General features: G+C 60.6%; 14 protein-coding genes. 8 read left to right on the top strand and 6 right to left on the bottom strand.

The features are described from left to right. From WA989_RS13000 to WA989_RS12985, 4 genes are all read right to left on the bottom strand, one after another. Positions 1–165 (bottom strand): SDR family NAD(P)-dependent oxidoreductase (locus WA989_RS13000; RefSeq protein ID WP_424340917.1); only part of this gene is annotated, 165 nt, incomplete at its 3' end. Positions 166–260: 95 nt separating this feature from the next. Beyond that, the gene (locus WA989_RS12995; RefSeq protein ID WP_424340916.1) at positions 261–614 is read right to left on the bottom strand and encodes a DUF423 domain-containing protein; all 354 of its coding nucleotides are present in this window, start codon (positions 612–614) and stop codon (positions 261–263) included. Between the two features lie 64 nt (positions 615–678). After that, positions 679–2,181 carry a flavin-containing monooxygenase gene (locus tag WA989_RS12990; RefSeq protein WP_424340915.1) on the bottom strand — a complete coding sequence of 501 codons (1,503 nt, stop codon included), beginning with the start codon at positions 2,179–2,181 and terminating at the stop codon, positions 679–681. A 98-nt stretch (positions 2,182–2,279) separates the two neighbouring features. Then, on the bottom strand, positions 2,280–2,696 hold the full coding sequence (locus WA989_RS12985) for a PaaI family thioesterase (protein ID WP_424340914.1): 417 nt from the start codon (positions 2,694–2,696) through the stop codon (positions 2,280–2,282). Positions 2,697–2,806: 110 nt separating this feature from the next. On the opposite strand from WA989_RS12985, the gene WA989_RS12980 reads away from it, so the two are divergent. Genes WA989_RS12980 through WA989_RS12965 form a run of 4 tightly spaced genes read left to right on the top strand, consistent with a single transcriptional unit; the run spans position 2,807 to position 6,435 of the window. Then, the gene (locus tag WA989_RS12980; RefSeq protein WP_424340913.1) at positions 2,807–3,904 is read left to right on the top strand and encodes a hypothetical protein; all 1,098 of its coding nucleotides are present in this window, start codon (positions 2,807–2,809) and stop codon (positions 3,902–3,904) included. After that, on the top strand, positions 3,897–4,982 hold the full coding sequence (locus tag WA989_RS12975; RefSeq protein ID WP_424340912.1) for an FAD-dependent oxidoreductase: 1,086 nt from the start codon (positions 3,897–3,899) through the stop codon (positions 4,980–4,982). Before WA989_RS12980 ends, WA989_RS12975 begins: the two co-directional genes overlap by 8 nt. Then, entirely contained in the window at positions 4,979–6,025 is a 1,047-nt protein-coding gene (locus WA989_RS12970) for a phosphotransferase family protein (protein WP_424340911.1), read from the top strand. Before WA989_RS12975 ends, WA989_RS12970 begins: the two co-directional genes overlap by 4 nt. Continuing rightward, a complete protein-coding gene (locus WA989_RS12965; RefSeq protein ID WP_424340910.1) occupies positions 6,022–6,435 on the top strand; it encodes a hypothetical protein in 414 nt (137 codons plus the stop codon). Before WA989_RS12970 ends, WA989_RS12965 begins: the two co-directional genes overlap by 4 nt. Here the strand turns inward: WA989_RS12965 and dgcA are convergent. Then, positions 6,432–7,409, bottom strand: coding sequence for an N-acetyl-D-Glu racemase DgcA (dgcA, locus tag WA989_RS12960; RefSeq protein WP_424340909.1), 978 nt, complete (start codon positions 7,407–7,409; stop codon positions 6,432–6,434). The genes WA989_RS12965 and dgcA overlap by 4 nt on opposite strands. A gap of 102 nt (positions 7,410–7,511) precedes the next feature. Between dgcA and WA989_RS12955 the strand changes: the two genes are divergently transcribed. Genes WA989_RS12955 through WA989_RS12940 form a run of 4 tightly spaced genes read left to right on the top strand, consistent with a single transcriptional unit; the run spans position 7,512 to position 10,970 of the window. Beyond that, positions 7,512–8,642 (top strand): ABC transporter permease, encoded by a 1,131-nt coding sequence (locus WA989_RS12955; RefSeq protein ID WP_424340908.1) that lies wholly within the window; start codon positions 7,512–7,514, stop codon positions 8,640–8,642. Next, entirely contained in the window at positions 8,639–9,409 is a 771-nt protein-coding gene (locus WA989_RS12950; protein ID WP_424340907.1) for an ABC transporter ATP-binding protein, read from the top strand. The genes WA989_RS12955 and WA989_RS12950 overlap by 4 nt, the downstream gene beginning before the upstream one ends. Continuing rightward, the gene (locus WA989_RS12945; protein ID WP_424340906.1) at positions 9,409–10,368 is read left to right on the top strand and encodes an MlaD family protein; all 960 of its coding nucleotides are present in this window, start codon (positions 9,409–9,411) and stop codon (positions 10,366–10,368) included. The genes WA989_RS12950 and WA989_RS12945 overlap by 1 nt, the downstream gene beginning before the upstream one ends. A 2-nt stretch (positions 10,369–10,370) precedes the next feature. Next, entirely contained in the window at positions 10,371–10,970 is a 600-nt protein-coding gene (locus WA989_RS12940; protein ID WP_424340905.1) for an ABC-type transport auxiliary lipoprotein family protein, read from the top strand. A gap of 9 nt (positions 10,971–10,979) precedes the next feature. Here WA989_RS12940 and WA989_RS12935 read toward each other — a convergent pair. Then, positions 10,980–13,234: ATP-binding protein (locus WA989_RS12935; protein ID WP_424340904.1), on the bottom strand; the 2,255-nt coding region annotated here is incomplete at its 5' end.

Here is a 13,234-nt window from a genome sequence, read left to right as displayed (position 1 = left end):
GTCATTGATTTCCTTGGCGACATCCTGGCAAGGGCCGGGCTTGCGCGAGGAGATGACGACCTTGGCGCCTTGCTCGGCCATCTCTTCGGAGATCGATTTGCCGATGCCGCGCGATGAGCCTGTGATGACAGCGACTTTTCCCGATAGATCGAAAAGACTGGCCATGATTTCCTCCGTTTATTTCACATGTGCAGTATTTTTCCGCACCATATTCAAATCGCGCGCGCTGCCAATCCCCAGATTTTGGATCGGGATGAGGATCAGGATTTAAGGGCAGCGACTGCGAACATTGCCCAGCCGGCAAGCAGGGCCAGGCCGCCAATCGGCGTGATCGCGCCAAACCAGCGCGCGCTTCCGAGCGCCATCGCATAGAGCGTGCCTGAGAAGATCAGCGCGCCGAGAACCATGACCCAGCCGCCTGTCGAGAACAGACCAGTCCGGCCAGACAGGCCGGCTGCGAAGACAGCGACGGCATGGACCAGCAGATAGAGCGTCGCCGTTTCCCACCAGCCGCGTGTCTCTGGCGTGAAGCGGGCGGACATGCCATGCGCGCCAAACGCGCCAAGGGCGACGCCAAGAAAACCGAGCACTGAACCTGCGATTGTTAACGCCATGATGGGCACCTCCTGCACACGCGCTTAAGCGGCGAGGCAGCAGCTGCCAAGGTGTCCTGAGGTCTCAGGCGGCGTCAGCGGTTTCTTTCGAGAGAATTTGTCCGTCCTGATCCTCATAGACGAAGAGTTCATCGTCCAGATCAATCTGCGGCAGCGTGTCTTTCTCATGCCAATAGTCCTGTGTGTGTTGCCACTCAGGATGGCGGGTGCGTTTTGGCATGAGGTGTTCGCCGCGGGTCAGATAGCCTGGATTGAAGTCGTCTGAATCCATCCAGCTGAGCTTCTCCTGTGCCGCCACTTCGGCGGGCGGATGGGGCCGGATGACGGCGGCGCCTCTCTTGTCCATATTCTCAAGCAGCCTGACCATGAAGTCGCCGAGCAGGTCGACGCGCAGCGTCCAGCTTGCGCGGAAATAGCCGAAGACGAAGAGCATGTTCGGCACATCCTCGATCATCATGCCGCGCCAGGTCAGCCGCTCACTCCAGTCGACAGGCTCGCCATCGATTTCGAACGGGATATTGCCGAGGAATTTGAGATTGAAGCCGGTCGCCGTGATCATGACGTCGGCCTCCAGCACCTCGCCGGATTTGAGCTTGATGCCCTCGGGCACGAACCGATCGATATGGTCTGTGACGACGCTGGCCTTGCCCGCCGCGATGCCCTGGAAAATATCACCATCCGGAACGAAAGCGATGCGCTGGCGCCAGGGGCGGTAGCTCGGCGTGAAATGCGACATGTCGAACTTGTCGCCCAGGAAGGCTTTCACGCCCTCGAGAAGCTCAGCTTTGACTTCCTCCGGCTCTGATCTCGCCCGTTGCGTAAACTCATGCTGGTCGAGCAAGATTTTCTTGCGTGTGATGGTGTGAATCCAGTCCTCCTCGATCTCCAGCCGACGGAGTTCGTCGGCGAGCTCATTGGCATTTCGTCCTGGAATAAAATAGGTCGGCGAGCGCTGGAGCAGAGTGACATGCTCACAGTCGCCGGCAATGTTCGGGACAAGTGTTGCGGCCGTCGCACCAGAGCCAATGCAGACCACTTTCTTGCCGGACAGATCGATATCGTCTGGCCAGTTCTGCGGATGAATAATCTCGCCCTTGAAGCTCTCCATGCCGTCCCAATGAGGGGTATAGCCCTCGTCGAGATCGTAATAACCCTGGCACATCCAGAGAAAGTGGGCACGTATCTGATGCTCGCCGTCGGGCGTCTCATAGGTCACGGTGTAGAGCTTGTCGGCCGATGACCAGCTCGCCTTGGTGATCTTGTGATTGTAGTGGATCAGGGGGCCGAGATCATTCTCTTCAATGAACTCGTCCATATAGGTGAGGATCTCTTCGGCTGTTGCGATCGGCGGTCCGGTCCATGGCTTGTCGCGATAGCCGAATGTATAGAGGTCACTGTCGGAGCGGATGCCGGGATAGGTGTGGACTTTCCACGTGCCGCCAAAGCTGTCCAGCGCTTCGAAAACGGCGATCTTCTTGCTCGGACAGCGCTTTGCCAGGTGTCCGGCCGCCCCAATGCCGGAGATACCAGCGCCAACGATCAGGACATCCAGAATCTCTTCGGCCATGTTTTCCTCCATTTGTTTATCATCCAGATTATAACTGCCTGATTGGCTCCCAATACGTACTGCCCCGGATGCCGCCGGGGAAGGATAGAGATCGCGGCCTATTTGGCCGGGATCGAATACGTCACGATGGCGTGGCTCGACGTTTTCTCGGAGCCTTCCGCGCGGATATCAACCTCGATCACGGCAAGCGTGCGGCCCAGCTTCATCAGGCGGCCGTCTGCGATCACGGCCTCCCCGATGCAGGGGCGCAAGAAGTTGATGTTGAGATTGCTCGTTACGGCCATGGGCACAATGCCGAGCTTTGTAAAGATCACGAAATAGGCGACGCTATCTGCCATGGACATCTGCGTCGGCCCCGAGATGTAATTGCCCGGGCGCAGGTGCTCCTCGCCGGTCTTCAGTCTCACGACCGCATGGCCGTCCTCCATACTGATCACCGTTGAGCGGTTCTGCGCGCCGTTGAAGGCTTCGCTGAGAAAGGCATTCGCCTCCTCGATAGTGACTTTCGATCCCACTCTTGCATCCTTTGCCGCGGCGTCAGACGTTGAACTTCTCTTCGTCCGCGTCACTGTAGCCGTCATGGTTGACCCGCCAAGAGGTCACGCAAAGAGAGGCAGGAAACAAGATGCTGACATGGGGCGATGAATACCCGATCCACCAGACGCCCGAACCCGTCTGGGTCGCCGGTACGGACCGCAATTTCTACGACCGCTACTTCTTCAACGGCTATTCGAAGGATGGCTCTGTCTTCTTCGGCGCGTCCTTTGGGGTGTATCCGCATCTCAATGTCATGGACGGCGCATTCTCGGTCCTGAAGGATGGCGTCCAGAATTCTGTTCACCTTTCTCGCATCATGAACCACGAACGAATGGACGTGCGTGTCGGCCCGATGAAGATCGACGTCGTCCAACCGCTTCATTCTGTGAAGATCACGCTCGATGATGCTGAAGGCATTTCGGCCGAGTTGACCTTTGAAGGCCGTCACTTCCCGGTTGAAGAGCCACGCTTCCAGCGCCGCAATGGCTCACGCACCGTGATGGATGTGACGCGCATGACGCAGAATGGCCGCTGGACGGGCTGGATCGAAATCGACGGCGAACGGATCGAGGTCGACAGTTATTACGGAACGCGCGATCGAAGCTGGGGCATACGCCCGATCGGTGCGCAGGACGCCCAACCGGTCGTCCCTGAAATGCCGCCGCAATTCTACTGGGTCTGGACGCCGCTCAATTTCCCCAATCTCGCGCTCTATTTTCACGTAAATGACGATGAGACAGGAAAGAGTTGGAATACGCGTTCGGTGCTCGCCATGGACGGAGCAGGGGCCGATGGTCTCCTTCACCTGGAAGACCCTAAGTTCACCGCCGAATACGATGCCGGCACACGCCGCGTGCGCAAGGGGCTGCTGACCGTCAAGGACGGGCAGGGGCGCGAGCACAAGGTTCACTACGAACCGATTGCGACCTTCCAGATGAAGGGGCTCGGCTATGGACACCCGCAATGGGGGCATGGCGCCTATAAGGGCGAGTACGCCATCGAACGCGAGGACTTCAAACCCGACGTCATGCCGTGGAACCAGCCCGACAATCTGCACATCCAGGCGATCTCGAAGGTCCGCCATGAAGGCCCGGACGGGCAAGCGTCGGAGGGCATTGGCGCGCTTGAACAGCTCTTTATCGGACCGCATACCCCATCGGGCTGGAAGGACGTTCTGGATGCTTGATCGCCGCAGCGTCCTGCTGGGGATGTCGGGAGGGTTACTCGCCGCCTGCACGACCACAGGGCGCCCGCGCCTGTCCGACTATGAAGCCTCTTCGGCGCCTTTCTATCCTGTGGATGTCCGCCCGGAGCGGATCAAGGAAATCCTCGTCGGCCTGCGGCCCGGCCGGGATGGCGGGTTCCGTCTCGAGGCCGAACCGTTCGGCGACAAGATCATTGTCCACAATTACGGCCATGAGGGCGACGGTGTTACGCTCTCCTGGGGCTGTGGAACGCTGGCCGCCGAGAAAGTGCTCGAAACCGGTGAGGATGATATCGCCGTCATCGGGGCGGGCGCGCAGGGGCTGACGACGGCGCTGATCCTGGCGCGCCACGGCAAGAAGGTGACGGTCTATGCCGAGAAGTTCCACCCAAATGTGACGTCGAGTATCGCTGGCGCGATCATTCTCACCGCATCGTCTTATGGCGATGTGGATCTTGATACTGTCGCCCGCGTCAACGCGCTGGCCCATACAGGTTTCGACGCTTATGAGAACCGGCCCGGTACCGGCGTGACGCGGGTGCGTCATCATTATCTGAACCGCCGGCGTCAGGACATGGCGCGGCCAGACGAGAAGACGCTGTTAGGCTGCCCGTTTGGCGATATGACCCGGCCGACCATGATCGATATGAGCCTCTATCTGCCATATCTGATGCAGGAAGCGCGCGTCGCGGGCGTGGCATTCTATACCGAAACATTCCGGACACCTGCCGATCTGATCGCGCTCGGCCAGCCTGTCATCGTCAATTGTACTGGTCTTGGCGCAGGCGCGCTGTTCGATGACGAGGCGGTCCACCCGGTCTGGGGCCAACTTGTCCGCCTGCATCCGCAGCCGGAGATTGACTATTCCTACGTCGCGCCAGGCAATGACGGGCAGCTTTACATGTTCCCGAGACAGACCAGCATCGTGCTTGGCGGAACAAGGCGGCGGGATGTCTGGCCGCTCGAGCCGGACCCGGCCGAGACCGCGCGCCTGCTGCTACAGCATGGCAAGCTCGCCGCGCGCGCCAGACAGATCCTTCCCCTGCAGGTGGCCGCATGACACTCGATGAACTTGCCAGCAAATTTGCAGGATATGCCGAAGCGCACATTCCGGGCGCGCGCAATCTCAGCGTTTCCGCGATCAGCCGCATCCATGGCGGCGCGAGCCGGGAGACCTATTCGATCGACATTGCCTATGAGGACGCTACCGGACCGAAGGTGAAAGGTGTGATCCTGCGACGCGATCCGCCCGACAGCCTGATCGACACCGAGCGCCGGGTGGAATTCGCGGCGATCCGTTCAGCCTTCGGCAAGGCCGATATCCCTGTGCCGGAAGCCATGTTCCTGGAAGAGGACAACGGGCCGCTGGGCGCGCCATTTTTCGTCATGGGCCGGATCGAGGGCGGCCAGCCGCTGAACCCGTTTCGCATGGATCAGGCAGATCCGCATCGCGCCTCGCTGGGCCGTGATTTCTTTCAGTATCTCGGTGCGATTGCGGCCATTGATCTCGAAGGGGCGGCGATCGCTGCCGAAATCAATACGCCTGCGCCGGATGCCTGCTGGAAGCGGGAGCTGGACCGCTGGGCCAATGAGATCCGCACCAATACACGTGAGCCGCAACCCGTGGCGGAAGCCGCGATCCGCTATCTGGAAGCCCATCCGCCGCCGCCTGCCCAGCGTCTCTCGCTTGTGCATGGCGATTACAGGACGGGCAATTATCTCCACGATGGCGCAGGCCATATCGTGGCGATCCTCGACTGGGAAATGGCCCATATTGGCGATCCTTATGAAGACCTCGCCTGGGCGACGGACCTGTTATGGTGCGGCAATGATACGGACCGTGCGGCGGGTCTCCTGCCATGGCCGGACGCCGTCGCCGTTTGGCAGGAGGCCTCCGGCTGCACATTCGACCCGGCAGCCTTCGAATGGTGGAGCCTGTTCGCGCATCTGAAAGGCCTCGGTATCTGGATCAGTTCGGCGCGCGCTTTTGCCGATGGCAAGAATGACGATCCGATCCTGGCCTTCTCAGGCTGGTTCACCCATTGCGCCCATGAGACCATGCTTGCCCACCGCCTCGCGGCGAAACACGGAGTGCCTGTATGAGCGACATCTCCATGATCCTGAAACGGATCGGCGCGACGCTGGTTACTGACGTCGCGCCGAAACTGGAAGGCGATTATTCAAACGGGCATGCCAATATGTCCGGCCTCATCGCCGCAATGGCGGGCGATATGTGGGACAGGGAGGTAGACCTTCTCGTGACCGAGATCGCAGCGCTGCGGGAGTTGCTTGAGGCTGGCGGTATCGATCATGGCATTCAGCCTGCCCCCTCATTTAAAGTGTCCGATCTCAAGGCTACGCGGAACGCTCTGGCAGAAGAGCTGATCACGCTCCAGTCGGCGCTCGAAACCAGGCCTGACGACGCTTCGAAATCCCTCAACACGAAGATCTGGGGCCATCTCTTGGCGACAAGCGCAGCGCGAATTCCCAGCCCGCCGCAATTTGGCGATTAGCCCCACAGCGTCGGCTGAGGCGGCGAGACCCGTCCGTCTGAATAGTTGAGCCCGTGCGCTACGTCTTTTGACAGCCACAGCGGACCGTCCAGATCCACTGCGTCTGCCAGCGTGCCCAGCAGAACCGCAGGTGCCATGCTGATCGAGCCTGCCACCATGCAGCCGATCATGACCCCCAATCCGGCCGCGCGGGCTTCCTTCACCATGGCGATCGCTTCGGTCAGCCCTCCCGTCTTGTCGAGTTTGACGTTCACCGCGTCGTACAGCCGGGCGAGATCCTGCACATCCTTGCTGGTATGCGCGCTTTCGTCGGCACAGATCGCGACTTCGGGCGGGCGCCTGAGCAGGAGCTGGTCTTCTCCGACCGGGAAGGGCTGCTCGATCAGGACGACGCCGAGGGCTGCTGCGCGCTTTACAATGTCCGGAAAGACGCCGCCGTCGAGGGCCTCGTTGGCGTCGAGGATTAGCTTTGCGTCCGGCCGTGCGGCTTTCACCGCTTCGACCCGGCTCATATCCTCGCGCCCGCCAAGCTTCAGCTTCAACAACCTGCCATCCGTTATTTTCGCTGCGCGGGCCATTTCCTCTGCGGTGTCGAGAACGATGGTAACGGCCGTCTGCAGCGGTCTCGGCTTCGGCAAACCCGCCAGCTGCCAGACCGGCTTGCCCGAGAGCTTCGCCTCAAGATCCCACATCGCGCAGTCGATCGCGCAGCGCGCCGCGCCGGCTTTCATCTCCGTCTGCAGCACCTCGCGGCCCAGACCTTTCTCGATGGCAGGTGCGATGGCCTCGATCTCGGCCGCGACCGAACTCACCGTCTCATTGTAGCGCGCATAGGGCACGCATTCACCGCGGCCCGTCTTTCCGTCGCGTTCAATCGTCACCTGTACAGTTTCAGCCGAAAGCTTCGATCCGCGGGAGATCGAGAAGCTGCGATTGAGGGGGGAGGAGATTTTCTGAAGGGACAGTTTTGTCATCGCCTCAAAAGTACCTGATTTCTATTGAATTTCACACGTTGCCCTGCGGCATAATTAAACCTCGACTGTTAAGGTAAACAGGAATTGAGCCACAAGCGAATTATGCCAGCACGTCCCGAATACGATTTTCAGGCCGAAAACGGACAAGGCGTCCTGACTGTGTCAGGCGACTGGACGGTGCACACGCTCGGGCCGATCCAGCCCGAACTGGGCGACCTTGACGTGTCGGGCTTGCAGTCGCTGGTAGCCGATCTCGAAAGTGTCGGGCGGATCGACACCGCCGGGGCGTTTCTGCTCGACAGGCTGGCCTGCCGGGCCAGCCTCGATGCGCTGGAGACCCGGCATGCAAGCTCGCAGGCGGACTCCCTGCTTGAGCAGGCACGGCTGCTGAGACCTGAAAGCATGCCCGAAGTGCTGCCCGACAAATCGCATGGCGTTGTCGACCTGTTCGAGCGGACCGGGCGCACGACGATGGGCTTCGTCAACGAGACTGTCGATACGCTCGCCTTCCTGGGCGAGACGATCGTTTCCATGCTGGGCATGTTCGTGAAGCCCGCAAGGATGCGCTGGACGGCTCTGGTGTCGGTCATGGAGGAATCCGGTCTCGACGCCGTCCCAATCGTAGCTTTTCTCTCTTTCTTCGTCGGTATGGTGGTCGCCTTTATCGGCGCAACCACGCTCAGCGAGTTCGGAGCGACCATATTTACTGTGGAGCTTGTCGGCATCGCGGTGCTCCGTGAGTTCGGTGTCATCCTGACCGCGATCATCCTCGCGGGCCGGACAAATTCGGCCTTTACCGCCCAGATCGGCGCGATGCGGATGCGCCAGGAAGTCGATGCGATGACGACGTTGGGCCTCGACCCGATGGATGTGCTCGTCGTGCCGCGCGCCTATGCCATGCTGCTCATGACGCCCGTGCTCACCCTGATCGCAATGCTGTTCGGCATTGGCGGCGGCGCCGTCGTCAGCTGGCTTACGCTCGACATCAATCCCACGGTCTTCTTCAACCGCACGCGCGACTTTGTTCCGATGGAGAATTTCTGGGTCGGCATGTCCAAGGCGCCAGTCTTCGGCCTCGTGGTCGCGCTGATCGGGTGCCGGCAGGGCCTGCTGGTTGGCGGCAGCGTACAGTCACTCGGGCGCTCGACAACGCGGTCGGTCGTGCAGGCACTGTTTTCGATCATCGTGATCGATGCGCTGTTTGCCGTCTTCTATATGGAGCTCGGCGTATGAGCCGCCAAATCGCTATACGGGTTCGCGGCCTGAAGACCGCGTATGGCTCCCATGTCGTTCATGAGAACCTCGACCTCGATGTCATGGAGGGCGAGGTGCTGGGCGTCATCGGGCCGTCGGGCACAGGTAAATCGGTGCTGCTGCGCGCCATTGTCGGCCTCAAGACACCGTCTGCCGGCACGGTCGAGGTATTTGGCGATGAAGTGACACACCTTGACGGCAATGACCTGGCGCGCGTGCAAAATAGCTGGGGCATCATGTTCCAGGACGGCGCGCTGTTCTCGAACCTGACCGTCCGCGAAAACGTTATGGTCCCGATGAAAGAGCATGCGCACCTCTCAGACTACTTCATGCACCAGCTTGCCGACCAGAAGATCCGCATGTCCGGGCTTGAAACGTCAGCAGGCGACAAATACCCCTCTGACCTCTCGGGCGGCATGCGAAAGCGCGCAGCGCTGGCCCGCGCGCTGGCGCTCGATCCGCCGATCCTGTTCCTCGATGAGCCGACAGCCGGCCTCGACCCGATTACAGCTGCAGGATTCGACAAACTGGTTCGAGACTTGCAGCGAGCCCTGTCTTTAACGGTGTTTCTTGTGACCCACGATCTCGACACACTCGCCGCCACATGCGACCGCATCGCTGTTCTCGGCGAGAAAAAGGTTCTGGCTGTGGGGACGATGTCGGAGCTGCGCGAGAAGGACCATCCCTGGATCCAGGAATATTTCGGCGGTCCTAGAGGCCGCGCCGCTGCGGCTGGAGTTGAATAATGGAAACCAGAGCCAATTACGCAATGATCGGCGCCTTCGTGCTGCTGGCCGCCCTGATGGGGCTCGGCTTTGCGCTCTGGCTTGGACAGTCCCAGTTCAATCAGGAGTACGATTCCTATGACATCGTCTTCGAAGGCCCTGTTAGTCTCGAAGAGGGGGCGTCGGTGCGCTATATCGGCATCAAGGTCGGAGAAGTTGTGCGCATCGGCATCGACCGCGACGATGATTCCAAGGTCCGCGCCCGCATTCGCGTCGATGCGGAGACTCCGGTGAAAACCGATTCCTCCGCCAGTATCGAATTTGCTGGCATTACCGGTGTCACCTTCGTGCAGATCAATGCCGGTTCGCCTGAAGCGGGGCGGCTGCAGCGCGAGCCGGGACAGGATGTGCCCGTGATCGAAGCTATTCAAAGCCCTGTGTCCGAACTGTTTTCCAGCGGTACCGAAGTCATGGGACGGGCGACCATGACCCTTGAGCGCCTGGATGATCTGCTCAGCCAGGACAATATCGATTCCGTGACGACAACGCTAGAGAATATCGAGGCCATCTCTTCTGCCCTGAGCGGCGACGGCACGCTGGCGGCCGACCTCTCTGAAGTGCTTGCTTCGGTGAATGATGCCGCTCAAAGCTTCGACAAGGCCTCCCAGACGCTCGACAGGTTCGGCACCACGGCCGACACCGAGATCGTCCGCATCGGCGCGGAGATTTCGGAACTCCTGACCGAGCTTGAAGGGATATCGACCACAGCGCGCGAAGGCATTGAAAGCGGTCAACGCGCGGCGGATGCTGCCGCCGACCTGATCGAAGGCCCGACGTCGGAAGCGGTGAATGATGTTCGTCTGATTGCGGCCGATTTCCGCGTCCTGATCCGCAGGCTTGACCGTCTGACGCGTGAACTTGAGCAGAACCCGCAGGGCCTGCTGCGCAGCGATCCGCTGCCCTATGAAGGAGACAACTGACAATGGGTGCCCGGTTCAAAATCCTTCTCGCCGCGCCGCTAGCAGCCGTGCTGGCCTCCTGCGTCTCAGTGCTGCCTGAGCAGCCAAAACCGAAAGCGCTGTTCGATATTACCGCGCCTGCAGGCACAACAGATCTAAGCGCCAATGTGGTTATCCGGGAGCCCGACGCCCCGCGTCTCTTTGCCAGCCGGAACATTACGTCCGTCGGGCCTCAGGGCGGGTTTCAGCTCGTGCCTGGCATTTCCTGGGTGGACCGCTCGACGCGGCTTCTGCAGATCACCATGATCGACAGTTTCTCGACAGGCGGCGAAGGCATCGCGGTCGATGATGGCGCCGGTGTGTCAGGCGATGCCGAACTCTACTGGCGGGTCACGCAGTTCAGCCTCGATGGCAATGAAGGGGTTTGCAGCCTGCAACTGACCTTGCTGGACGGGCGCAGCCGCGAACCGATCGCGCAGACCACCGTCTCATCGCGTAGTGCGTCAGAAGGCAAGGGGCCGCAGGCCAGGGCGGGCGCGCTGTCCGCTGCAGCCCGCGAATGCGTCGACAATGGTGCGCGCTTTGTTTCAGACGCGGTTGATCGGATGGTCGCTGCCGAATAGGCCGCTTTCTCAGGCGACGTTCCGGTCAGACCCGGCCGCACTTGCATGCACCGGCAACCAGAAGCTTACCATCGTGCCCTTGCCGACTTCGCTCGCAATGGTGAACCGGCCGCCATGCATCTCAGCGAAAGATTTGGTGAGCGCCAGGCCAAGCCCCGTGCCCTCATAATTGCGTTCGCGCGTCTCCTGGACCTGTTCGAAGGGCTGGGCGAGACGCGGCAGATGTTCCTTCGGAATGCCGACGCCCGTATCGCGCACGGCGACCCGGACGAAATCATCGCGGCGCTGAACCCCAACGACAATCCGGCCGCCGGAATCGGTGAACTTGATTGCGTTCGAAAGCAGGTTCAGCACCATCTGGCGAACGGCGCGGTGATCTGCATCGACTTCCGGCAAGGCGCTCTCGGCCTGCAGGCTGATTGCGATGCCCTTGTCCTCGGCCTTGCGGCGGATCATGCGGACCGCAGCATCGACCGGATCGACCAGATCAATCGGCTTGGGCTCAATCGTCATCTTGCCGGCCTCGATTTTCGCAATGTCGAGAATGTCGTTGATAAGATCGAGCAGGTGCTGGCCGGAGGTCAGGATATCCTTGGCGTACTCATTATAGCGCTTGTGACCGAGGGGCCCGTACATCTCGTTCACCAGGATCTCGGAGAACCCGTTGATGGCATTGAGAGGGGTGCGCAGCTCATGGCTCATATTAGCCAGGAAGGCGCTTTTGGAATCAGCTGAGCGCTCGGCCTTGGCTTTTTCCTCATTATATTTGCGCGCCAGCTCTGCATTGTGACCTTCTGAGCGTTCAAGCTCCTGGATGAGGTTTTTGAGCCGCTTCTTCTGCCGGTTCAGTTCGTCTTCGCTGTTGATGTCTTCGGTGACATCGAGCCCGAAACTGACAAGACCGCCCGACGGCGTCGGCCGCTCGACCAGCTTGATCCAGCGGCCATCACTCAGCCCGAGAACCATGACGCCCGCATCATCGGGGCTCGCCCTCTCATGAATGACATTGCCGCTACGCGCCAGCATTACCGTTTCATGCCCGATACCGGGCCGCAGAATGTTATCGAGCCCGAACACAGCCTCGAAAGCCTTGTTCCAGTAGCTGAGGCGTTTGTTCCTTTCCCAGAGTGCAAACGGGCTGGGAAACCCTTCAATCGCTGTTCGCAGGCGCGATTCCGCTGATTTCTGTCTCTCTTTGGCGACCAGGCTTTCAGTCACATCGAACAGGACACCGCTGACCACGGGGGTAGAGGTCTCCTCGCTGTACATTTTCGCGCCCCGCGCTTCGATCCAGGCCCGCCCGCCCGACACAGAGGTTGCGAACGTGCTCGAAAAGGGGACCGATGTTTGCGCTGCGTTGACTGTCGTCTCAAACGCTTCGCGGTGATCGCCATGAACATGGTTGATGAACTGGGAAAATGGCAGACTGCCGGAGGCATTCATGCCGAGCAGCTGAGCGCCGGCCTCATCAATGTTTGCCTCGCCGGTAGCCGGATCGATCGACCAGGTGCCCAGCCCCGCGCCCTGCAGTGCCTGGTTCGCACCCGCAACCGAAGTGTAATTGTCATCTGACCTCCGGCGCGGAGCGTCATCAGTCGCCTGCTTTCTAAGCGTCGAGTAGAGGCCCGTCACGGCAAGCGTCGGGGCCAGGAGCAGGAGGAAATAGAGCAGGAGCTCGATACCCGTCTCGAGGCTGACGAGCGGGCTGGAGCGCGACGTACAGAGAGAAAATTCTGCGCCGCCAATGCCGACACAGGCCGTCGCGGATCGTTTCAGCACGCCGTCATAGCGAAACCCGGAACCGTTCGTCAGAATCTGGCGATCAGCCGGCAGGACGCTGCGGTCTCCGAAACTTGCGGTTGCCTCGCCATAGATGCCGATCCGGTCGCCGGCCGCTGTGGCCGGCACCCATTTTACAGCCTTGATCGTTGCGATGATCGGGTCGCCGACAGTTGGCACATGCACCAGCATGAAGCGGCCATCGCTCATCAGCTTCAGTCTCTGATTGTTCGCCACAATCGCCTTGGCTTCATCGGCTAGCGCCACGACGCCGGCATCATTCGACGCAGCGGCCTGGGGCAGATTCATCAGCGCGTCCACACCGACATAGTCGCGGTCAATGCGCCCCAGCCGGGTGCCGTTCAGAAGCTCGCGGTCGAGCCGGTCTATGGCCATATCGACACTACGGTTCAGCTTCTCGCCAGCAATCAGGGCGTCGCGCTGGACACGCTGCAGCGTCTGGCGGTCCTGCTTGGCGTGTGTAT

This window comes from Henriciella sp., from assembly GCF_049649345.1.
Lineage (GTDB): Bacteria > Pseudomonadota > Alphaproteobacteria > Caulobacterales > Hyphomonadaceae > Henriciella.
This window is presented reverse-complemented; position numbering and strand designations above follow the sequence as displayed.

Coding starts and splice junctions, on each gene's coding strand:
- WA989_RS12995 (WP_424340916.1), bottom strand. CDS start 614: ATGGCGTTAACAATCGCAGGTTCAGTGCTCGGTTTTCTTGGCGTCGCC.
- WA989_RS12990 (WP_424340915.1), bottom strand. CDS start 2,181: ATGGCCGAAGAGATTCTGGATGTCCTGATCGTTGGCGCTGGTATCTCC.
- WA989_RS12980 (WP_424340913.1), top strand. CDS start 2,807: ATGCTGACATGGGGCGATGAATACCCGATCCACCAGACGCCCGAACCC.
- WA989_RS12975 (WP_424340912.1), top strand. CDS start 3,897: ATGCTTGATCGCCGCAGCGTCCTGCTGGGGATGTCGGGAGGGTTACTC.
- WA989_RS12970 (WP_424340911.1), top strand. CDS start 4,979: ATGACACTCGATGAACTTGCCAGCAAATTTGCAGGATATGCCGAAGCG.
- WA989_RS12965 (WP_424340910.1), top strand. CDS start 6,022: ATGAGCGACATCTCCATGATCCTGAAACGGATCGGCGCGACGCTGGTT.
- dgcA (WP_424340909.1), bottom strand. CDS start 7,409: ATGACAAAACTGTCCCTTCAGAAAATCTCCTCCCCCCTCAATCGCAGC.
- WA989_RS12955 (WP_424340908.1), top strand. CDS start 7,512: ATGCCAGCACGTCCCGAATACGATTTTCAGGCCGAAAACGGACAAGGC.
- WA989_RS12950 (WP_424340907.1), top strand. CDS start 8,639: ATGAGCCGCCAAATCGCTATACGGGTTCGCGGCCTGAAGACCGCGTAT.
- WA989_RS12945 (WP_424340906.1), top strand. CDS start 9,409: ATGGAAACCAGAGCCAATTACGCAATGATCGGCGCCTTCGTGCTGCTG.
- WA989_RS12940 (WP_424340905.1), top strand. CDS start 10,371: ATGGGTGCCCGGTTCAAAATCCTTCTCGCCGCGCCGCTAGCAGCCGTG.